This window comes from Marinobacter sp. MIT930201, from assembly GCF_047122665.1.
Classification (GTDB): domain Bacteria; phylum Pseudomonadota; class Gammaproteobacteria; order Pseudomonadales; family Oleiphilaceae; genus Marinobacter; species Marinobacter salarius.
The window spans coordinates 2,564,918-2,585,526 of the sequence record NZ_CP138916.1; the positions used below are offsets into that span (position 1 = coordinate 2,564,918).

Annotated in this window: 19 protein-coding genes; 12 read left to right on the plus strand and 7 right to left on the minus strand. The window is 59.2% G+C overall.

The window, feature by feature from the left end; genetic code table 11:
- Positions 1–46 precede the first annotated feature (46 nt).
- From SIC19_RS11715 to SIC19_RS11730, 4 genes are all read left to right on the plus strand, one after another.
- A complete protein-coding gene (locus SIC19_RS11715) occupies positions 47–1,366 on the plus strand; it encodes a glycerophosphodiester phosphodiesterase family protein (protein WP_075195615.1) in 1,320 nt (439 codons plus the stop codon).
- Positions 1,367–1,469: 103 nt separating this feature from the next.
- Positions 1,470–2,378: an esterase/lipase family protein gene (locus tag SIC19_RS11720; RefSeq protein WP_075195616.1), complete on the plus strand. Its 909-nt coding sequence runs from the start codon at positions 1,470–1,472 to the stop codon at positions 2,376–2,378.
- Positions 2,375–2,662 (plus strand): hypothetical protein, encoded by a 288-nt coding sequence (locus tag SIC19_RS11725; protein ID WP_075195617.1) that lies wholly within the window; start codon positions 2,375–2,377, stop codon positions 2,660–2,662. The genes SIC19_RS11720 and SIC19_RS11725 overlap by 4 nt, the downstream gene beginning before the upstream one ends.
- Positions 2,663–2,812: 150 nt before the next feature.
- Entirely contained in the window at positions 2,813–3,391 is a 579-nt protein-coding gene (locus SIC19_RS11730; RefSeq protein WP_036211188.1) for a porin family protein, read from the plus strand.
- A gap of 73 nt (positions 3,392–3,464) precedes the next feature.
- On the opposite strand, the gene cysK is transcribed toward SIC19_RS11730, so the two are convergent.
- The gene (gene cysK / locus SIC19_RS11735; protein ID WP_075195618.1) at positions 3,465–4,436 is read right to left on the minus strand and encodes a cysteine synthase A; all 972 of its coding nucleotides are present in this window, start codon (positions 4,434–4,436) and stop codon (positions 3,465–3,467) included.
- A gap of 47 nt (positions 4,437–4,483) precedes the next feature.
- Positions 4,484–7,417, minus strand: coding sequence for a transporter substrate-binding domain-containing protein (locus SIC19_RS11740; protein WP_083637207.1), 2,934 nt, complete (start codon positions 7,415–7,417; stop codon positions 4,484–4,486).
- Between the two features lie 44 nt (positions 7,418–7,461).
- On the opposite strand from SIC19_RS11740, the gene SIC19_RS11745 reads away from it, so the two are divergent.
- Positions 7,462–8,286, plus strand: a complete 825-nt coding sequence (locus SIC19_RS11745; RefSeq protein WP_258955228.1) for a spermidine synthase — start codon at positions 7,462–7,464, stop codon at positions 8,284–8,286.
- On the opposite strand, the gene SIC19_RS11750 is transcribed toward SIC19_RS11745, so the two are convergent.
- Positions 8,279–8,719, minus strand: coding sequence for a methylglyoxal synthase (locus SIC19_RS11750; RefSeq protein WP_007154894.1), 441 nt, complete (start codon positions 8,717–8,719; stop codon positions 8,279–8,281). The genes SIC19_RS11745 and SIC19_RS11750 overlap by 8 nt on opposite strands.
- Before the next feature lie 89 nt (positions 8,720–8,808).
- Between SIC19_RS11750 and SIC19_RS11755 the strand changes: the two genes are divergently transcribed.
- The gene (locus tag SIC19_RS11755) at positions 8,809–9,597 is read left to right on the plus strand and encodes an ATP-binding protein (protein ID WP_075195619.1); all 789 of its coding nucleotides are present in this window, start codon (positions 8,809–8,811) and stop codon (positions 9,595–9,597) included.
- 8 nt (positions 9,598–9,605) lie between these two features.
- Here the strand turns inward: SIC19_RS11755 and SIC19_RS11760 are convergent, their stop codons facing one another.
- The 3 genes from SIC19_RS11760 to pdsR form a co-directional block, all read right to left on the minus strand.
- On the minus strand, positions 9,606–10,916 hold the full coding sequence (locus SIC19_RS11760; protein ID WP_075195620.1) for a DUF3422 family protein: 1,311 nt from the start codon (positions 10,914–10,916) through the stop codon (positions 9,606–9,608).
- Positions 10,917–10,998: 82 nt separating this feature from the next.
- Entirely contained in the window at positions 10,999–13,023 is a 2,025-nt protein-coding gene (locus SIC19_RS11765) for an ATP-binding protein (protein ID WP_075195621.1), read from the minus strand.
- A gap of 3 nt (positions 13,024–13,026) precedes the next feature.
- Positions 13,027–13,728: a proteobacterial dedicated sortase system response regulator gene (gene pdsR / locus SIC19_RS11770; RefSeq protein WP_036211169.1), complete on the minus strand. Its 702-nt coding sequence runs from the start codon at positions 13,726–13,728 to the stop codon at positions 13,027–13,029.
- Positions 13,729–13,941: 213 nt separating this feature from the next.
- On the opposite strand from pdsR, the gene SIC19_RS11775 reads away from it, so the two are divergent.
- From SIC19_RS11775 to SIC19_RS11795, 5 genes are all read left to right on the plus strand, one after another.
- A complete protein-coding gene (locus tag SIC19_RS11775; RefSeq protein WP_075195622.1) occupies positions 13,942–16,098 on the plus strand; it encodes a marine proteobacterial sortase target protein in 2,157 nt (718 codons plus the stop codon).
- Complete coding sequence (locus SIC19_RS11780; protein WP_036211163.1) at positions 16,095–16,706, plus strand: class GN sortase; 612 nt, start codon at positions 16,095–16,097, stop codon at positions 16,704–16,706. The genes SIC19_RS11775 and SIC19_RS11780 overlap by 4 nt, the downstream gene beginning before the upstream one ends.
- Positions 16,707–16,753: 47 nt before the next feature.
- On the plus strand, positions 16,754–17,464 hold the full coding sequence (locus SIC19_RS11785; protein WP_075195623.1) for a lysophospholipid acyltransferase family protein: 711 nt from the start codon (positions 16,754–16,756) through the stop codon (positions 17,462–17,464).
- Between the two features lie 103 nt (positions 17,465–17,567).
- Entirely contained in the window at positions 17,568–17,810 is a 243-nt protein-coding gene (locus SIC19_RS11790) for a GlsB/YeaQ/YmgE family stress response membrane protein (RefSeq protein ID WP_007154902.1), read from the plus strand.
- Positions 17,811–17,812: 2 nt separating this feature from the next.
- Positions 17,813–18,214 (plus strand): MAPEG family protein, encoded by a 402-nt coding sequence (locus tag SIC19_RS11795; RefSeq protein ID WP_036211157.1) that lies wholly within the window; start codon positions 17,813–17,815, stop codon positions 18,212–18,214.
- 54 nt (positions 18,215–18,268) lie between these two features.
- Here the strand turns inward: SIC19_RS11795 and SIC19_RS11800 are convergent, their stop codons facing one another.
- A complete protein-coding gene (locus SIC19_RS11800; RefSeq protein ID WP_036211154.1) occupies positions 18,269–18,715 on the minus strand; it encodes an OmpA family protein in 447 nt (148 codons plus the stop codon).
- Positions 18,716–19,049: 334 nt separating this feature from the next.
- Here SIC19_RS11800 and SIC19_RS11805 point away from each other — a divergent pair, with 334 nt between their 5' ends.
- On the plus strand, positions 19,050–20,498 hold the full coding sequence (locus tag SIC19_RS11805; RefSeq protein ID WP_075195624.1) for a rhomboid family intramembrane serine protease: 1,449 nt from the start codon (positions 19,050–19,052) through the stop codon (positions 20,496–20,498).
- Positions 20,499–20,609 lie beyond the last annotated feature (111 nt).

Genomic DNA, 20,609 nt, shown 5'->3' on the forward strand with positions numbered 1-20,609 from the left:
GCCGACAATAGCCGTGCAGTACCATTCATTGCACAGGGAGCTTGTTATGAAGTTACGCACGTTACTGGTTATGGCATTACTGATGCCTCTATTCTCTGCCGCCCATGCGGCACCGGATTGGCATGGCAAGGAGGATCGTTGGACTCCGCCAGGCCTTGAAAAATGGCACGACAAGTGGCCGGATCTGAAGGACAGGCATCACCGGGGTAAACGCGAAGTCCATCTGGGGCCGCGCCCGTTCTGGCTGGTGGAAGACATGGATGAGGGGCGCCTGAAAGACCGGCTCCAGTCCTGCCGCGCCGACAAAATCCGTCCTACGGATTTCTCCATCGGCCATCGGGGTGCGCCGTTGCAGTTCCCGGAACACACGCTTGAATCCTATGTTGCGGCTGCCCAGATGGGTGCTGGCATCCTGGAGTGCGATGTTGCCTTTACCAAGGATCGGGAGCTGGTTTGCCGTCACGCACAGAATGATCTCCATACCACCACCAACATCGTGACGATTCCGGAACTGAACGCCAAGTGTACGCAGCCGTTTGTCCCGGCGGACCCGGCAAGTGGCACTGAGGCGCAGGCAGAATGCCGCACCAGCGATATCACGCTGGAGGAGTTCAAGTCACTGGAAGGCAAGATGGACGCCTTCAACCCCATGGCAACCACGCCGGAGGAGTACCTGGAAGGCACGGCAGACTGGCGCACGGAGCTTTACAGCAGTCGCGGCACCCTGTTGACCCATAAAGAGAGCATCGAACTCTTTAAACGACTGGGTGTGAAGTTCACGCCGGAACTGAAAACGCCGGTGGTTGAGATGCCCTATGAGGGCGACTACAGCCAGGAAGATTACGCCCGCCAGATGATTCAGGATTACGTTGAAGCCGGCGTGAACCCGAGGGATGTCTGGCCGCAGTCGTTCCTGCTGGATGATGTACTGTTCTGGGTCAATGAAACGCCGCGGTTTGGACGACAGGCTGTGTTTCTGGATCAGGAGCCGCTGACACCGGAGAATTCCTCCCTGGCGTGGATGGAAAGCCTGTCTGCGCAAGGCGTGAATATCCTGGCCCCCGCATTGTGGAAAATGTTGACCCTGGATGGCCACCAGCAGATCGTGCCGTCGGACTACGCTGAAAACGCCAAGGCAGCGGGGCTGGATATGATCGCCTGGACGGTCGAGCGTAGTGGTCCGTTGGCCAATGGCGGGGGTTGGTATCACCAGACCATCACCGACGCCATCAATAACGACGGCGACGTGTTCAATGTGATTGACGTGCTGGCCCGGGAGGTTGGGGTGATTGGTATCTTCTCGGACTGGCCGGCCACCACCACTTTCTACGCCAACTGCATGGGGCTTGCCGGCCGGGGCCATTGAAGGTCAGTTGCCTCGACGCCGTAAACTGGTGAAAATTCAGCCAATCGTTAATGCCGTTATCGGAGTAGACTGGTGATAACTCATCAAACGGTAGCGGTTGTGCATGGATACAGACACCAGTCCGGTGTGGCAAAGACACGCCTCGGCCATCCTCAGCGGGTTCCTTGGGGACTGGCTTGAGGCGCGAAACAACCCTTTGGCGGTGCCCATGGAGTTCTTCCACGGGCGCTCGCCCATTGACTTATCGGCACCCGCAGTGGAGTCGCCCGGTTCGACACTGTGCCTGTCCATACATGGTTTGATGGAACTGGAGACGGTTTGGGACCTTCCGGGGCAAGCTGAGTCTCACTACGGGTCCCTGCTGGCTGACGAAGGGCGCTCCATCACACCGCTTACCCTTCGCTACAACACCGGCCGACCGATTTATCGCAATGGCGAAGACCTTGCCGAGCTTCTGGAAACCCTGATCCGCCGTTGGCCGGTGCCAGTTGAGCGAATTATTCTGATGGGCCACAGTATGGGCGGGTTGCTGATTCGCAGTGCCTGCCATCATGGTCAGTATCTAGCTCACCGCTGGGTTGAGAAACTCACCGACTGTGTCTACATCGGTTCGCCACACGATGGTTCCTGGCTGGCAAAAGGCGCGAAGGCCACAGCCGACCTGATGAACCGGGCACCACGGGATTACCTGCGCGTGGTGGGTGAGGTGATCGATCTGCGCAGTGAGGGTATTCGCAATCTGTCCCGCGGGGAGGTTGTTCATGGGAATGAGGGCGAACCTCCTCTGCTACCCGGAACCCGGCATTACGTTGTCTGTGGCCTGCTGGCGCGATCCCGTCAACATCCGATCAACGCCCTGTTTGGAGATGCGCTGGTGCATGAATCCAGTGCTCGTGGCCATGAGCGGAGGGGCTGGACACTCAGTGGTGTCGCCAGCTTCCCCGGCGTTGACCATATCCGTCTGGCCCATCACCCGGATGTGGCCAGCCAACTGAAGGAGTGGCTGTTATGAGCGAACATAATCGCAATTGGTGGGCTGGCGTTGCCGATATAACAGCCAGTGGCCTCAATCACGGCGCTCTCAAAGTGGAGCGTATTCATCTGTCGATTGCGGATGAAACCTTCAATATTCTGCAACGGGTGCCGATTGCCCGGCCCTGGAGTGAGGCTGTTCGCTCCATCCACCACGGCATTTCCCGTCTCTCCTATCGCAGCGTTTCGCTGGCGGCTGCCAGTCTTGAAGCATCCGTGAAATACGTCAATGCGCCGAAAAGTTGCAAGGCTGACATTAACTAACATGAAAATGAGGTGAACAGACCGTATTGTGCATTTAACCCACATCCCGCCGATTTGTAGGTAGCCTGAGTTCAGGTAATCGGTATGACGCTTTACCGGTTAATCCAACAGGAAATCAATCATTTCCGAACTCAGAAGGATGGATGCGATATGAGCTATAAATCCGGTTTTGCCTATGTAACGGTTCTGGCCTCGGCCATGCTGGCCGCCCCGGTTGTATCAGCCCAGGACAACACCGATCGCGACAGCTCCGGTGTATATCTGAGCGGCAGTTATGGTGGCTACAAAGCCCATGGTGGCGAGTTTGATGATGAAAACGATCTGTTCGGCGTGGGGCTGGGCTACCAGTTCAACCAGTTCTTCGCCCTGGAAGCCGAGTACATTGATTTCGGCAACTTTGGCGACGATGACGTCGATGGCAAGTTGAAGGGTACTTCCCTTGGCCTGATCGGGCGGCTGCCTTTGACAGATACCTTTGGTGTTTATGCTAAGGCTGGCGCATTTGCTTCGTCGTTCGATGTAGACGCGTTTGACGAAAGTGAGACCTACGATGAGGTCAATCCATTTGTCGGTGCCGGTGTTGATTTCCGGGTCACCGAACAGTTGACGGCGTTTGCGGAATACAACCGCTACAACGTTGATATCGACGAAGACGACTTCAATGGCCAGGTCACCAATGACGGGCCGGACTTCGATACCGGTCGTGTTGGTATGCGTTTCCAGTTCTAACGTAAGTACCTGAAAAACCCGGGGCGGTTCTGGCCCCGGGCTTTTTATCAGCTTCTCTGCAATACCTACCGTATTACTGAACGTTTTCCAGCTCGCCAAACCGCTCTGCGAACAGCGCTGATGACAGGTAGCGCTCGGCGGAATCCGGCAGAACCACCACGATATTCTTGCCCTTGAATTCCGGCAGCTTTCCGATTCTGACCGCAGCCACAACCGCTGCACCACAGGAAATACCACAGAGGATGCCTTCCTCCTGCATCAACCGGTGCGCCATGTCCATGGCGTCCTGATTGCTGACTTTTTCCACCCGGTCCACCAGGTCCATGTCCAGGTTGCCCGGAATGAAGCCGGCGCCAATGCCCTGGATCTTGTGGGGTGCTGGTGTTTGGTCCTGACCGCCGCGGGCCTGAGTGATGATTGGCGAGTCTTCCGGCTCCACGGCAACGGTGGTGATGGCCTTGCCTTTGGTATTGCGGATGTAACGGGTTACGCCGGTCAGGGTGCCGCCGGTACCAACCCCGGACACGAAGATGTCGATGGCACCGTCGGTATCGTTCCAGATTTCGGGCCCGGTGGTGTCCTCGTGGATGCGGGGGTTGGCCGGGTTCTCGAACTGCTGTGGCATGAAGCAGTTGTCCGGGTCTTCAGCAACGATCTCTTCGGCCTTGGCGATGGCGCCTTTCATGCCCTTCGCCGGCTCCGTAAGCACCAGTTCCGCCCCCATGGCCTTCAGTACTTTGCGGCGCTCCAGGCTCATGGATGACGGCATGGTCAGTTTCAGCTTGTAGCCTCTCGCAGCAGCGACGAAAGCCAGCGCGATGCCAGTGTTACCGCTGGTGGGCTCGACGATCGTCATGCCGGGTTTGAGAGCGCCACGCTTTTCCGCATCCCAGATCATGGCGGAACCGATCCGGCACTTCACGGAATAGGCCGGGTTGCGCCCTTCAATCTTGGCCCAGATGGTGGCCCCTTCGTTGACCCGATTAAGCTTGACCAGCGGGGTATTGCCGATCGACAGCGAGTTGTCTTCGTAGATCTTAGCCATGGTGTCGTCTCCTTTGCGTTTTCCCTGTCGCAAAAGGATAGCATCAGCTAGCCCCGTCTGGCTGCCTGATCTTCAGTGGTCAGAGCTTCCAGGCGGTTGCGGCCGTTTTGCTTGGCGAGATACAGCGCCTTGTCTGCCAGCCGAAGGAATTCTGCCGGCACCGTGTCCTTGCCGGGTGTGCCAGTGGCCAGGCCGATGCTTACAGTAAAGCGGATCTGTTCGTCGTCGCAGCAGGTGGTTAGCCCCGCCAGACCCTCGCGGAATGCTTCCAGCCGCGAAACCAGCTCATCACGGTCGCTGAAGCTGGTGAACATCACAAACTCCTCACCGCCGAACCGGGTAAGGCGGTCTGTGTCACGCCGAAAGTGAGAGCGCATGGTATCTGCCAGCGCCACCAGACAACGGTCGCCCGCGTCGTGGCCGTAGGTGTCGTTGATTTCCTTGAAATGGTCCGCGTCCACCATCGCCACGGCAAAGCCGGCTCCGTGTCGTTGACACCAATGGAAGCTCTTGCTGAACTCACGGTCGAAATAGCTGCGATTGCCGATCTGAGTCAGGTCGTCTGTTACGCTGAGATGCGCAAGGCGGTCATTGGCCGCAGCGAGTTCATGATTCAGGCGCCCGAGTTTGCGGTTCCAATAGAACAGCAACCCCAAGAGCACCACGGCACCCATGATGAGCTGGAATACCAGGGTGTAGTCGACGGTCTGTTCCAGTTTGAGTCCTGCCCATTGTTGTTCAATGGTTTTAAGCTCCGCTTCCGTCAGGCTGGACACCAATTTTTGCATGATGTTGAAGAGTTCGGGCTGGTCATTCCGGGTGGCGACTCCCAGGGTCCAGTCTGCGGGAATCCGCCCGAGCACTTTCAGGTCTGCCAAACCCAGCTCCTGCATGTTGTAGCTGGCGGTGGACAGAGTGCCAAGGTACCCCGCCAGCTTCCGTTCCTGAACCATGCGCAGTCCGGTTTTTTCGCTGGGCACTTCCACCAGATTGAGGCCGGGATTGGTTGTCTTCAGCAGTTCCAGAAAAGCGTAGTCCTTAACCACGCCGACCGGTCGGTCCCCCATGTCGTCCAGTGTATTGATGTAGGGGGCTTCCACACGTCCCAGAAGCACGCTGGGAATCTGGATATAGGGTTTTGTGAAATTCAGGTATTCAAGCCGCTCCGGTGTTTCCATGGCCATGGAAAGCATGTCGCAGTGTCGGTTTTTGACTGCCTCTATGGACTCGGACCAGCTGTCTACGGGAAGAGGGGTGAATGTGATGTTGGAACGATTCGCAAACAGGGCGAAGATGTCGGCGGAAATACCGAGGTGTTTATCGTTTTCGCTGAGGCCCTCCAGTGGCAGCCAGTCAGGGTCTACGCAGATGGTCAGTTGTCGGTTGCGGTCGGCCAGCCAGGCCTGTTCGGCATCGGAGAACGTTAACGGGCCGGTGGCCGGTGTCCGGTTACGACGGGCGGAAGCGCCAAGCCAGCGATTCTCGATAGTGCGCATTTCCGTTGGGCTGATGGCCTCCAATGCGGCGTCCATTATAGAGGCGAGCGGCTCAAGAGCGGGACGCACGCCAAAGCGCAGGTCTTCTCCCGGCATGCCATCAAGGGTCATTTCGCCGGCAATATTCACTCCGGCAATGCGAAGCTCCCTCACCCAGTAGTTTCCGTTTGGCAGGGCTGCCAAGGCAACATCGACGGAGCCCTCAGCCAGAGCCCGGAACATGGCCTGCTGGGAGGTGAAAGCGAACACATTGTCGCCCAATGCCTCACGAAGGGGTCCCTCGTAGTAAATACCTGAACCAATAGCGACCTTCAGTCCCTGCAAGTCTGCTGGTGAGCTGAATGCCAGATTCTTATCCAGAGTGAAGGCGACGTTGGGAATGGTATGGTAGGGCCGGGTGAACCGTATGAACGCTTCGCGTTCGTCGGTTTTCGAGATATTGGCCATGATATCAATGTCACGGTCCATAAACCGGGGGTACAGTTCCGACCATTGCCCGGGCACCGGTACGATTTGCAGGCCGGTCAGATCCGATATCCGGTTCAGCACGTCAACGGACAGTCCTTGCAACGCGTCTGCGTCGTGAAAGCTGAAGGGCGCATAGTCACTCATAAAGCCCACCCGTACCGGGCCGACCTCACTGATGTAGTGCTGATGGGCATCACTCAGGGTAAAACCCGACGATTCAGCAATGCTGGTCCCGCCGTATTCCTGCCACCGCTTGAACAGTTCCTCAATGCGCTTATCGGGAATGGCAGCCAGGCCGCTGCTGACCACGTCAAACAACTCATCGTTTGATTTCAGAACGCCAAGTCGAAAGTCTTCTTTCGACCATTCTCCCAACGGTGCGGGGCCAGCAATCTCCAAAAACCGGAAGCCGGCCTCGTTAGCGTAGTAGTTCAGGGTCAGTTCAGGACCGATGATGCCGTCCACCCAGCCAAAGGCCAGTGCCCGGACCAGGCCGGGAATGGAATCGTAGGTGACGAGCGACAAGCCCGCCGTTTCAAGTGCATCGCGGAAATAGGCGTCACGCACAACGCCAATACGGTAGTCATTGAGGGATCCCGGGGAATCAATGTCTTTGAGCGGGTTGGCTGGGTCATGCATCAGATGCATCTGGCGAATGTGGTACGGCTCGGTAAACTGTATGGTTCTGGCGCGGCCGTCGTTGTATGAAATTCCTTCGATAACGTCGATGTCGCCGCGCTGGAATGCACCGAACACTTCGGGCCAACTGCCTGCCCGAAACTCAATGTCCAATCCTGACTGGCTAGCCACCTCCCGGACTATATCGATAGAGAAGCCGGAGGCTGTGCGGCCCGCCATGGACGTGTAAGGTTTGTTGTCGGCCACAATGCCAACGGAGATGGGTTCTTTTACAGAGGGCCAGGCAGGCATCGATAGGAAGGTGAGCGCCAGTACACCGAAAATGCTAGCAAGCAGTGTGATCAGAGATGGCCTTTGCCAGGCAATTACAGCGCTCATCGGGTGATTCACAATTCTGTGGTGATTAACTGTGAGTGTAGTCGTTGGCGGGTTATTTGCCCAATGACGAGGTGATTCGTGGCCTGCGATTGCTGGTGCGTGATGGTAGGATGTCGCCACCTCAGTACGTTATGGGAACGACCATGGGCCTTTTGTTTGAACAGATCGACAGCCAACCCTCATCATTGGGAGAGATCACGCTTCGCCGCCGTCGCATTCCGGCGCTGGGTGACCGGGATATCTATGAGGTGAAGCTGGGTGAAGAGTTTCTCATGTCCAGCATGTTTGTGGACGCGGAAGTAGCCCTGGCGGACCTGGGCCTGAACGCCGTCGAGGGCGAACAGCTGAAGGTGGTGGTCGGCGGCCTGGGGCTGGGCTACACCGCGGAAGCGGCCCTCAAACATGAGCGCGTGAGCGAGCTGCTGGTCGTGGATGCCCTAGACACCGTCATCCACTGGCATCAGCAGGAAAAGGTTCCGTTGGGTAAAGTGTTGAATGCCGACCCGCGTTGTCGCTATGTGTTGGGCAGTTTCTTCGATCTGGCGGTATCGGAATCCGGTTTCGATACCGAAACCCCGGGCAGGGTGTTTGACGCCATCCTGTTGGACATTGACCACTCCCCCAGGTCCCTCCTGAACGAGTCCAATGCCAGCTTCTACAATGCTGAAAGCTTAGGCAGAATGGCGGCTCACCTGCGCCCTGGCGGCGTTTTCGCCATGTGGTCCAACGACCCGCCGGACGAGCCGTTCATGGACGTGTTGCGAACTCTGTTCACGGATGTGGATGCGAAGGTGGTGTCGTTCTACAACCCGTTCCAGAATCGGGAGTCCACCAACACGGTGTTCCTGGCCAGAAAGCCTCTCAGTTAACGGAACGGCCGGTGTAACTCGAAAAATCCGGCCTTTGCGGTTGGTGCTGGTCATCCGTCATATAGGCGGATGTCAGGATGAACTCTGCGGTGGCCCGGTTGCAGGCGACGGGAATGTTCCACAATGCAGCAATGCGTAGCAGGGCCTTGATGTCCGGGTCGTGTGGCTGGGGTTCCAGCGGGTCCCAGAAGAACACCAGCAGGTCAATTTCCCCTTCCGCGATCTTGGCGCCAATTTGCTGGTCGCCTCCGAGCGGGCCACTGAGCAGGCAATGGATGTCGTCCCGGCCCAGGTTTTCCTTGAGCAACCGGCCAGTGGTGCCGGAGGCGTAGAGTCGGAGGGAGGCAAAGCGTGTCTGGTTGTCGGCGACCCAGTCCACCAGTTCTCTCTTTTTGTTGTCGTGGGCGACCAGAGCGACGGATTTAACGGCCATTTGCGGTAAAGTCTCCTTTTTGGGGTGTGTCCGGTATAGGGCTCCAGTGTTTCATATTCGTGATAAACGCGGAACAGGAAATAGGTGTTATGTCGACAGATCACGCCATCAACTGGGCAGAGACGCCCGCCGCCGTGTGGCGCCGCCACCGTCAGGGACTGCGGGCCATTCGGCGGCTCGACCCGGTGGGTTGGGCCGACCTGACCGGCATCGAGCGACAGCAGACAGCCCTGGCCCGCAACACCGAGCGCTTCCTGGCCGGTGAACCCTCGAACAATACGCTGCTCTGGGGAGCCCGGGGCACCGGCAAATCATCGCTGATCAAGGCGCTGCTTAACCGGTATCGGGAGCAGGGGCTGCGGATGATCGAGGTGGACAAGGACGATCTGGTGAACCTGCCGGAGATCGTCGACGACATCGCTGAATTGCCCTGGCGCTTCGTGATCTTCTGCGATGATCTATCGTTTGAAGTGGGTGAGTCTGGTTACAAGGCGTTGAAAAGTGTGCTGGAAGGCTCGCTCGAGCTGCCGCCCGAAAATGTCAGGGTGTACGCCACCTCCAACCGCCGGCACCTGATGCCGGAATTCATGGACGATAACCTGAAAAGCGAGATGCGCGGCGGCGAACTCCATCCGGCGGAGGCCATCGAGGAGCAGGTATCCCTGGCGGACCGGTTTGGGCTGCAGTTGTCGTTCTATGGTTTTCCCCAGGATGTATACCTGCAGGCCATCGATGCTCTGTTCCCCCAAGTGAGTGATCGGGAGGCGTTGCATCTTGAGGCCATTCGCTTTGCCACCAGCCGGGGTGCCCGTAACGGCCGCACGGCGCAGCAGTTCTACCGCCAGTTTGCCGGCGACCCGGATGCCTTTGGCCAGTAGGCAACTGGTTACTGTCGCCGCGCCAGCCTGATGAACCGGTGGTGAATCATCCGCACGCCGATGAACACCAGGCCCAGCACAACCGGTATGGCAATGCCCAGAACCATTGAGGTGTTGACGTCGAATCCGGCGTCATCGGCGGACTCCAGCGCCAGCTTCAGCAGTGCCAGCAGGTAGTAGCTGATGACCACCACGGAAAACCCTTCCACTGTGTGCTGCATCATCAACTGGATTTTTGAGCGCCGGTCCATGGAGCTCAACAACTGTTGGTTCTGGCTCTGGATGGCCAGCTCCACCCGTGTACGCACCATGTCCGAGGCCCGGTCCACTCTGCGCGACAGGTCCTCCAGGCGTTCCTTCACCGATTCGCAGGTTTCCACCGCCGGTGTCAGCCGCCGGGTCATGAACTCGGTGATGGTGAGGTGTCCCGACAGCTCATCTTCCCGCAGCTCTTCCAGGCGGGTCAGCACCAGCTGGTGATAGGCCCGTGTCGCCGAGAAGCGAAAGGTGGCATGGGCGCGGAAGGCTTCGATGCGGGCCGCAATGTTGGTCAGATCCGCCAATACCTCACGTTCGTCGATGCCCTGGTTGTCCGCCAGGGACTGGGTTATCACCGCCAGTTGCTGGTCCATGTCGTTCAGCGAGGGTGTCATCTCCCGTGCCAGTGGCAGCGACAGCAATGACATCAGGCGATAGGTTTCGATTTCCATCAGGCGTTGGGTCAGCCGGCCGAGCTGGCTGTCGGACATGTCCCGGTTGAGAACCATGAAGCGCCCAAACCCATCACTATGGAGCCTGAAGGTGCCCCACACCCGGGCCTTCCCTTCCCAGGGGCTGCTGCCCACCAGTCGTTCTCCCTCGAACCAGTGGCGGATTTGCGCCAGGTCGGTTTCCGGGCCGTTTGAGGCTTGCTGCAGGTCAATATGGAAGGCGGCCACAACGGTGCCGGTGAGCTTCTCGAGCCATCCCTTGGGCAGCGACGAGATGCCGGTATCCTGGAAGGGCTGATGGTCGTCCCCAATACCCAGATTAATAAACGTGTAGGAGGCAAACTCCATGTGCATTTCACGCCGGATACGCAGGGAGCCAAAGGTGGCCTCGTAGCAGCTGACGTCCTCCCGCGGCTCGGGTTGCCCCAGCATGATATGCAGGTCCTGCCAGTGGCGGAACTGGTCGGCCCGCTGCTCCGGGGTGGTTATCAGGGCGATGTGGGTAACCTGTGCCGGGCATGGCAGCACGTGGAACGGGCGGGAATGGAGCTCGTTGTAGAGCTCTGCCCGAAGAGGGTGCAGATCCAGCTGTGTGAGCGGCGGGTTCAAGGCTTGGTCCTTTGACGACGATTGAGGGGCCTACAACGGAACAATAAAGGCTCGCGGGTCGTTCCGAAAGACGACTTGTGGCTTACGACTCTGGTCGCGGGCGGGACGGCAAAAGCACTGTAAAACGCACGCCACCGGTATCATCGCTGGCCATCACCTGGCCGTTGTGGTGCTCGGCAATCAACCTGACGATCAACAGGCCCTGGCCCAGGTGTCCTTCCTGATGGCCGGTTCGCACGGACACGAAGGGGCTGAAAATGTCACTGGCGAGGTTCTCCGGCAGAGCGGAACCTTCATTGAACACGCTCAGTTCCAGTTGTCGGGCGTTCTGCGTCAGCCGTATTTCAATGTTTCCCTGCTCTGGTGTGAAATCCCGGGCATTGTCCACCAGCTTGTCCAGAAGCTGCACCAGCAATTCCGGGGAACCGTGGCATAGACAACCGTTGGCCGGTCCGATGTAGTGAATACGGTGGTCGGGGTCCAGTTCCTGATAGGCGAGGGTGGTCTGGGAGGCGACTTCGGCCAGGTCAAAGGTTTCCTTTTCGGCGTGGTCAAAGCTTTGCTCCAGCCGGGCTGCCTCGCTCATCCCTTGTAGTATCTGGCTGAGACGATCCGTGGCGGAGCGGGCTCGTTCGATGTAACTGGCCTGATCAGCCGGGTCTGTGGTTTGCCCCAGATTCTCCAGGGAAGAACGTACCACCGCCACGGGGGTTTTCAGTTCGTGGGACAGGCGTCGGGAGAAGCTCTCCAGATAGTCTGTGTAGCCCTGAAGGCGGTCCACCATTTGGCTGAATTGCCGTGACAGGTCGCCCAGTTCGTCCTTCGCTTTTGCGGGTGGCAGCGTGCCCAACACGCGGCCGTCGTCGTCAATGCTGGCGCTGACCGCCCGCTGCAGTCGGGTAATGCGCCAGGACAGCCAACTGGCGTAACCCAGCAGAACCAGCATCAGGCCGATGATCAATAACACGCTGCGGGAAATGACCGAACCAAGGGTGCTGCCGGACAACGCCAGCAATTGGTCCAGTGATTCTTCCAGCACCAGCATCCGGCCATCGCCCAATGATTGTTTCACCAGCATGTAGGTGTCGCCGTCCCGGTGACGAACCAGCCCCTGTGATGGCAGTTCCCCGGCGTCCATGCGATGGGTTTGCGCATTCAGTTGTGAAGGCTCGGGCTGGTAGAAGCTCACCAGTGCCCGCAGGCCGTTCAGGCTGATGCGTTCCAGGATCTGCAGTGGGCTGAGGCTGTCGAATTCGGCCTCGTCGGTTTCGGAGTCGCGTGTCTGGCGAGCAATCACCCAGCCGTCAGGCTCCAGAACCCAGGTGCCCTGGCCCGGAGCGATCATGGCCGCAAGTCGGTTTTCGAGTTGTGGCATTCGGGTGACGATGTGCGCTGAGGTGGGGCCAGCAGAGACGCGCCCATCACCGGTGGCTACCGGCTTTTCCATAGGCCATGTCACCTGGAAACCAAGGCGGGACGAGGGTGCCGGACGCGGCATTCTCAATTCAGCCTGGTAGCCGTTGCTGACCGCCTGCCAGTAGCCGCTGATGCGATAGTCGGTTGCCCCTTCGCGCTCCGGGTCAATCGCATTGATGGCCCCTGGCGCCTGGGTTCGGATCAGGCGCTGCGTCGTCTGCTTATCACCGATAACCTGGAGTTGGATCTGGTCATGGGGTTGGCGGGGTTTGCCGGGGTTGAAGAAGTCAGCGGTTCTGCCGCTGACACGAATCAGGAGGTAGAGATGGGTTTGATCGACGGCTGCCTGCCAGGATAACTCGGGTCTGTCTTTGTTGATGGCCTGTTGTGTGCCTTGCCACTGCTGCCGGGATTCTTCCTCATCATATCCGGGCCAGTCGTCGCCGTAGCCATCCAGATTCGGGCTGCGGGACAGGAGGTCGGCGTAGATAACGTTGGTACCCGCAGCAACCGTTGGGGTCTCGGCAAGTTGTTCCGCTGCAAAACCGGCCGTGCGTCCGGCCTGGCTCTGCAATTGACGAGCGGCCTGGTCACGCAGGGCCTGGTCCAGCTCCAGCACGAACTGCAGGCCCGCCCAGGGAATCAGCAGCATCAGCAGGCTGGCAATGAAGAGTTGGCGCTTAAGGGTCAAAACTCAGGCCTCATGGGCGTTCCAGCGGTAACCCATGCCGTAGGCGGTGTGAATGCCATCGAAGGCGTCGTCGATCTGCAGGAACTTGCGGCGTATACGTTTGATGTGTGAGGTCACCGTATTGTCGTCCAGTACCGTGCTGGCGGCTTCCATCAGTTGGTCGCGGCTGCGAACGTGGCCCGGGTGCTGAACCAGGGAATGCAGCATCCAGAATTCGGTGACGGTCAGGTCGATGGGCTGGTCATTCCATTCTGCCGTCATGCGGTCCACGTTTAATGCCAGGCGGCCACGGTGCACCACTTCATCCGGTTGCTTCAGGGCCTCGGCCCAGGCATCTGCCCTGCGCAGCAGAGCGGTAACCCGGGCCAGCAGGTGGTCCATGCTCATGTCCTTGGTGACATAGTCATCGGCACCCAGCCGCAGGCCGTGAACGGAATCGATGTCGCTGTCGCGGGCGGTCAGGAAAATGATCGGCAGGGTTTTGGACAGGCTGCGCAGGTCCTGGCACAGGGTAAAGCCGCCTTCGGGTTCATCGCCCAGTCCCACGTCGATGATGGCCAGGTCCGGCAGGGCGGTGCGCAATACCTGGAAGGCACTGTTGCGGTCACCATAGGCAGACACCCGGTATCCCCGGCGCTCGAACGCGTCACGGTAGTTTTCCCGGATGGCGGGTTCATCTTCAATCAGCACGATGTGTCGCTTCATAGCCTGCAACCATTCCCCTGTTTGTACGGGTTCCTATTTAACCATGGCCTGTGGCCAGAACAAGGTAAAGCAGAGGGTTTGCCACAATTCATCATTTTTTCATCGCCGGATCGCCAGATTGTGGCACCGGATCGCCGCTTCCATGGGCTGAAATAGTCGCCAGTTGCCACCAGGCGTGCTTTTTCAACCACAGTGATACAAGGAAGCGAAACAATGCTGTTGACCAACCTGGGACCCTATTCATCAACCGCCCCGAATGGCGGGCGGCAGATTGCCGGTAGTATGACAGGGAGCAAGATCTCCCCTCGGCTGCGACGCTGGCTGGAGGGCATTTCCCTGTGGCTGGCAGTGCTGCTTTTCCTGTTTGTACACCCGGTGTACGCAGAGGCCTCCGAAACCGGACGCGAAGGCGCCGGTGAGTTTCATTTTGTCGATGATGCCGGCCAGCGACTGGGCTCGGCAACCCTGTTGAACACAGACTACAACGTAACTGTCAGCGGTCTTATCGCCGACACCCGCTTGCGCCAGAGCTTCCGTAATACCAGTCAGCAGTGGCGGGAAGGCGTGTTCGTGTTCCCGTTGCCGGAAAATGCGAACGTATACGGCATGACCATGACCGCTGGCGAGCGGGTGATTGTCGGCGAGATTCACGAAAAGCAGGAGGCCAAACGCCAGTACGCCAAGGCGAAGGAGGAAGGCCGTAAGGTCGCCCGTGTAGACCAGCAACGGCCCAACCTGTTCACCACCCGTATGGCGAATATCCCCCCGGGAGAAACCATCACGGTTGAGCTCAACTACCAGCAGGCGGTGCGTTACCAGTCCGGCGAGTTCGAACTGCGCCTGCCCACCACGCTGACACCGCGCTACATGCCTGGCCAGGCACTGGACAACGAGCCGGCGCAGTGGTCGGGTGGTTGGGCGACGCCCACCACGGCAGTGCCGGATGCCGACCAGATCAGCCCGTTCACGGTGCGGCCCGACGATGTGGGCCCGGATAGCCATCGCGCAACCATTGCCCTGGAAATCAACGCAGGCCTGCCGGTAAGCCGTGTGTCGAGCCCCAGTCATCGAGTGACCAGTACCTGGAACGGCAACACCGTGGATGTGGCGCCGGAATCCCGGGCTGTGCTTATGGACCGTGATCTTATCGTGCGCTGGGCGCCTGCCCGGGGTATGGAGCCCGCAGCCGCCGTTTTCCAGGAGCAGTGGCAGGGTGAGGACTACCTGCTGGCGTTAGTGGTGCCCGGCGTCAATGGAAAACAGCGCCTGCCAAGGGAGCTGGTGTTCGTGATCGACACCTCTGGTTCCATGGCTGGCGAGTCCATCCGTCAGGCCCGGCAGGCGTTGTTGCGGGGGCTGGAGACACTCGATGCCGATGATCGTTTCAACGTTATCCAGTTCAACAGTCAGACCCACTCACTGTTTATGGAGGCGGTTCCCGCCAGTGGCAACAACCTTGCCCGGGCACGTCGTTACGTGAAAGGGCTGAACGCCGATGGTGGCACCGAGATGGCCTCGGCTCTGGATGCCGCGCTTGAGATGACCGGTGATGGTGGCGAGGAGTCCCGCGCCAGGGTCAGGCAGGTGGTGTTTATTACCGATGGAGCTGTCGGTAATGAAAGCGCGCTCTTCGGGAAAATTCGTGATGGGCTGGGCAGCAGTCGGCTGTTCACCGTAGGCATCGGTTCTGCCCCCAACATGCACTTCATGCGTGAAGCTGCACGCTATGGCCGCGGTACCTACACCGCCATCAGTGACCTGTCGGACGTGGCCCGCCCGCTGGACGAGCTGTTCGGTAAGATGGAGGCGCCGGTGTTGACCGATATCGCAGTGAGTTGGCCGGGCCAGGCCGCTGCAACCGAAGCCTTCCCTGACCGAATTGGCGATCTGTTCAGGGGGGAGCCCATGGTGCAGGTTGTGCGCGGCCTGCCGGCTGAAGGCGCACTCGACGTTTCCGGGCGTCTTCCGGATGGCAGTCAATGGCAACAGTCGTTGAACCTCGAACAGGCCGCCAACGGCAAGGGCCTGCATCGTCATTGGGCAAAACAGAAAATCGATAGCCTGATGGACAGTGGGCTGACCGGCCAGATTGATGATGACGCGCGCCAGCATGTGATCCGTTTGGGGCTGGAACATCAGTTGATGACAAAGTACACCAGCTTCCTGGCCCAGGACAAAACCCCGTCCAGACCGTCTCAGGAGGCGCTGGAAACCGACAGCGTGCCCACACTGCTGCCCGCCGGGAGCCAGGGCACGATGTTGCGATACCCCCAGACCGCAACCATGTCTCCACTGCTGATCGCCATTGGCCTGATTGGGCTGATGTTCTCGGCCGCGATCACGCTCCTGAAGCGGAGGGTATACCCATGAACCGATTGATTCTCCTGTTGGCGACGACGTTCGCGACTGTCCTGGCGGTCGGCCTGTGGATTCCGTTCAAGGCCCTGGTGGCGCAGGAGCTTCTGGAGCTGGCCTGGGCTGAAAGCCAGGCGCGGCAGCAGGAAACCCGGCCCTGGCCCTGGGCAGACACCTGGCCAGTGGCCCGCCTGATGGTGCCTGAAACCGGCCAGTCACTGATCGTGCTGGACGGCGCGCACGGTGAAAGCCTGGCCTTTGGGCCGGGGCAGGTGGTGGGCAACGACGGCCGGGCGGGCCCGGTAGTAATTGCGGGCCACCGCGATACGCATTTCCGGGGGCTACAGCATCTGGAAACCGGCAGCCGGGTAAAGTTGCAGGATCGCGATGGCGACTGGCGTTCATTCCGGGTGGACCGTATTCGCGTTGTCGATAGCCGGCACGAGCAAATCAATACCGCACAACTGCCCAGGGATTCGCTGTTGCTGGTGACCTGTTATCCCTTCGATGGCCTTGAGAACAACGGTCCGCTACGCTATGTGGTGGAGGCCACAGCCGAGCCCCTGGTGACGGCCAATAAAGCCGATAACGCCCTGGCCCGGGAGGCTGTTGCCGGAACCTGATTTTGGCGTACACTTGTGCGCCAAAAATTGCATCAGGGTTGTCGTTAATGGGAATGCCAAGAAAACTGCTGGCCTGGCTGATGGTGCCGGTCATCTGTCTGTTTGCACTGGTTCTGTATGTCGCCCGGCCATTCAATCCGGACAACAACCGCTTGCTGGCACGAACGATTGCCCGCGTCGGTCGTTTGCTCCTGGGCATGGAGCGCCCTCTGGAAGGGGCCGACAACATGCCGCAGGACCGGCCCACGGTCGTTATTGCCAATCACCAGCACAACGATGACCTGTTCGTGATGGGGGATTTGCTGCCGCCCCGCACCGTCACGGTAGGCAAGTCGTCGCTGATATGGATCCCGTTTTTTGGCCAGGTGTTCTGGCTCGGAGGCAATGTCATCCTCAACCGGGGACGCTCCCACAAGGCTGTTGCGGTGATGCAGGCGACCAGCGAAGCGATCAGCCGTGACCGCAAGAGCCTCTGGGTCTTTCCAGAGGGTACCCGCAGCCGCGGCCGGGGCCTGCAATCATTCAAGAAAGGGGCTTTTCACGCCGCCATTGCCTCCGGTGCGCCCATCACCATGGTCTGCGCCAGCCAGTACTATGATCGTACCCTGGGGTGGTCCGGCCGCCGCGAACCGGTGGCTATCCGGGTGCTTCCGCCGGTTGAAACCGCAGGACTCACGGTTGCGGATATTCCCCAGTTGATGGCCCAGTGCCGCCAGCAAATGGAAGCGGCCATCGCGGACCTCGAACCTACCGCCTGAACGTGTCCCACGAAACTGCCCGCCTCCCTGCGGAAGTGCTTGAAGCGCCGGGTAAAACAGGGCAGTCTTTCGGGGACTGTTTCGCTGCTCGGAGATGCATGCAATGAATCTGATTCTGTTCCTGATTATTGGTGGTGTGGCCGGTTGGCTGGCCGGCCTGATCATGAAGGGCCGAGGCTTCGGCGTACTGGCTAACATCGGTATCGGTATTGTCGGGTCCGTTCTGGGCGGTTTCGTTTTCCGCCTGCTGGGCCTGGCTGCGCAGGGCGCCATTGGTGAACTGGTTACCGCCACAGTGGGTGCCGTGTTGCTGCTGGCGGTTGTCAGCGCGATCAAGAAGGCCTGATCATGATCGTACCTGTCTCTGCCGTTTTCGCAGCCGTTCTCGGGCTGTTGCTGCTGGTGTTGTCGGGAATGGTTTCCCGTTTCCGCCTGAAATATAAAAAGAGCCTGGGTGTCACCGACGACCGGGACTTCCAGGCGGCTGTCCGCGCCCAGGCGAACCTGGTGGAATACGCCCCCTTGGGGCTGGTGATGCTTGCGATTGCCGAGTTGAACGGTGTTCCCAGCGGGCTGGTGTACTGGACCGGAATGGCCTTTGTGGTGGGGCGTGTGTTGCATGCCTTCGGCATGATCAATGGCCGGGGCGGCCCCCATATTGCCCGTATGGCAGGCATTCTGTTGACCTGGATTGGCATCCTCGCCATTGCCGTGTTGCTACTCTGGAACGTGTTCCAGGTTTACGGCTGAGTCTCCTGCGGGGGCGACGCAGCCCCCGGATCTTCTATTTGCAAGGCCGGGCTCCTAGAGCGCCCGCGCCATTTCCATGGTGACGTATTCCAGTTCCAGCCGGCGGTTGGCGGCGTGGTCTTCCGGCCGCGCCAGCGGGCGATCGCTGCCCCAGCCGCTCACCAGAATCTGGCTTTCCCTGACGCCCTCGCGAATCAGTACTTTCGCCGCGCTGCTGGCCCGCAGGCGGGACAGGAAATGGTTGTATTCACTAACGCCGAAATTATCGGCATGGCCATGGATTCGCACCGTAGCGCCCGGGTTGTGTCGCAGGTAGAGCGCGTGCTGGCGCAGGATGGTCAGGTCCTGCTCATCCAGTCGATGCTTGTTGAAACCGTAGTGGAACCGCAGCCGGTGTGGTTTGCGGGGTGTGCTGTCCGATGCCAGTGAGGGCATCGGCAGGCCTGATTCGATGGCCGCTCTGGCAAGTAGATCCGGATTGTCCAGTATGAGTACAGTCATGGCAGTTTCCTTGGTTGCACGTCCTGTTTTTCTTGTTGTCCCGGCAACTATTGGCTGTGGCCGGGACAACGGCAATTGGCGATTGGTCGAAACCCATACTCCGTGCTCGTTTCGAGCATCGTGCGATTCGCCCCTTTGCGGCTGCCCTGATTGAATGTCATTTGTATGACCATCGTGTGACAACCGCAGAGTAGCCTGTTTGTGGTGCCGCGCACAGTTTGTTTTGCCCGTGGCCGGCTAAACCGCTTCAGGATTCATTACAACGCGAAAAACTGGCCATGCTGTGGTAAAAAGCACCTCTCAAGAGACAAATTATGATGAATTGTGACGGCCCATGCTGATTATCCCCGCCGAAAACACCGTGAACTGGAAGCGCCCACCCTGGGTTACCCTCGGGCTGATCACGACTTGCCTGCTGGTATTCTTCTTTTACCAGGGCGACGACAACCGGCTGATTGAAGAAGCGGTTGAGCAGTATCTGGAATCGGACCTGAAGTCTTTGGAAGCCCCGGTATACGAGGACTACCTCGAGCGCCAGATTGAGTTTGAAGACAATCAGAATCGGGTCTACGACCTGCAGAACTTCCAGCAACTGCAAGAAGAGGGCGGGGACTTGTGGGTTGCCTACAGCCTGCTGGCGGACCGTGAGTTTTACCAGTACATGCTGCAGAACCGGGACAGGCTCTGGGCGCCGGCCGAGCGCCGCCTGTGGCTGGAGCAGCGGGGGGACATTCAGACCCAACTGATGGACAGGCTCAGCGCCAATCAGTTGGGGCTGGTGCCAGCAGAATTTTCCCTCTACACGCTGATTACCTACCAATTCCTCCACGGCGGCTGGGGCCATATTATTGGCAACCTGGTGTTCCTGTTCCTGTTGGGGTTTACCGTCGAGAAGGCCCTGGGGGCAGGGCGTTTCCTGCTGGCATACCTGTTGTGTGGCGCTCTGTCGGGTGTGGTGTTCACCGCGTTTTCCATGGGCAGTCACATACCCCTGGTGGGTGCATCCGGGTCTATCTCCGGGCTCATGGGCATGTACGTGGCCATCTACGGGTTGCAGAGAATCCGCTTCTTCTATTTCGTTGGTGTGTACTTCAATTATTTTCGCGCCCCGGCGTTGGCGATCCTGCCCGTGTGGTTGGGCAAGGAAATCTACGATTACTGGTTCGCCGGAGCCACGGGCATTGCCTACATGGCCCACGCGGGTGGCCTGGTGGCCGGCGCGGGTATGGTCTGGCTGCTGGGCAAGAGCTGGTTGCAGGTGAAGGAAGAGTTTTTCGAACCAGAGGAAGATGAGCAGGACGAGCGTTTCACCACCGGCTACAGTCAGGCCATGGCCAGCCTCGGCCGCATGGATTTCGACCTGGCCCGGCGCCAGTTCGAGGCGCTGAGAGAGCACTACCCGGACCGCACTATCCTGTTGGAGCACTTATATCAGCTGGCGAAACTGCGCCCGGACCTGCCGCAATACCGCGAGCGGACTCAGGAATTGATGAACGAGTCCCTTAGCCGGCGCCAGCCCGAGCGGATGGTCGAAATCTGGCAGGAATACCTGGGCAAAGGCGAAGGCCATGCCCCGCTCGACGCAGAGGACCATAACCGGGTGTTGTTCACCTGCCTTCGCAATGACGACCTGAAAGCCGCGGAGAAAGCCTTCGAACGCCTGCGCAGTGCCGGTGATCAGCTCCTGGCCAGCGAAGCCTGCCGCTTGCTGGCCGAGGAGTTCGAAAAGCGCGAGATGACGCCCAAGGCTCGCCACTACAGGCAGTTGTTACAAGAAGGCTAGCTCACGGTTGGACGGCCGATTGTTGGGGAGACTTTTCCAAAACACGCTGTGAATACATCCATGTACGCTCGGCTCCGCCATCCATGGCTACGCACGGTTTTGGAAAAGCCT

Bases quoted from the DNA above. Each gene is read 5' to 3' on its own strand.
- SIC19_RS11730 (WP_036211188.1), top strand. From the start codon at position 2,813: ATGAGCTATAAATCCGGTTTTGCCTATGTAACGGTTCTGGCCTCGGCC.
- SIC19_RS11725 (WP_075195617.1), top strand. From the start codon at position 2,375: ATGAGCGAACATAATCGCAATTGGTGGGCTGGCGTTGCCGATATAACA.
- SIC19_RS11715 (WP_075195615.1), top strand. From the start codon at position 47: ATGAAGTTACGCACGTTACTGGTTATGGCATTACTGATGCCTCTATTC.
- SIC19_RS11800 (WP_036211154.1), bottom strand. From the start codon at position 18,715: ATGACTGTACTCATACTGGACAATCCGGATCTACTTGCCAGAGCGGCC.
- SIC19_RS11805 (WP_075195624.1), top strand. From the start codon at position 19,050: ATGCTGATTATCCCCGCCGAAAACACCGTGAACTGGAAGCGCCCACCC.
- SIC19_RS11780 (WP_036211163.1), top strand. From the start codon at position 16,095: ATGAACCGATTGATTCTCCTGTTGGCGACGACGTTCGCGACTGTCCTG.
- SIC19_RS11720 (WP_075195616.1), top strand. From the start codon at position 1,470: ATGGATACAGACACCAGTCCGGTGTGGCAAAGACACGCCTCGGCCATC.
- SIC19_RS11740 (WP_083637207.1), bottom strand. From the start codon at position 7,417: ATGAGCGCTGTAATTGCCTGGCAAAGGCCATCTCTGATCACACTGCTT.
- SIC19_RS11785 (WP_075195623.1), top strand. From the start codon at position 16,754: ATGGGAATGCCAAGAAAACTGCTGGCCTGGCTGATGGTGCCGGTCATC.
- cysK (WP_075195618.1), bottom strand. From the start codon at position 4,436: ATGGCTAAGATCTACGAAGACAACTCGCTGTCGATCGGCAATACCCCG.
- pdsR (WP_036211169.1), bottom strand. From the start codon at position 13,728: ATGAAGCGACACATCGTGCTGATTGAAGATGAACCCGCCATCCGGGAA.
- SIC19_RS11750 (WP_007154894.1), bottom strand. From the start codon at position 8,719: ATGGCCGTTAAATCCGTCGCTCTGGTCGCCCACGACAACAAAAAGAGA.
- SIC19_RS11755 (WP_075195619.1), top strand. From the start codon at position 8,809: ATGTCGACAGATCACGCCATCAACTGGGCAGAGACGCCCGCCGCCGTG.
- SIC19_RS11775 (WP_075195622.1), top strand. From the start codon at position 13,942: ATGCTGTTGACCAACCTGGGACCCTATTCATCAACCGCCCCGAATGGC.
- SIC19_RS11790 (WP_007154902.1), top strand. From the start codon at position 17,568: ATGAATCTGATTCTGTTCCTGATTATTGGTGGTGTGGCCGGTTGGCTG.
- SIC19_RS11795 (WP_036211157.1), top strand. From the start codon at position 17,813: ATGATCGTACCTGTCTCTGCCGTTTTCGCAGCCGTTCTCGGGCTGTTG.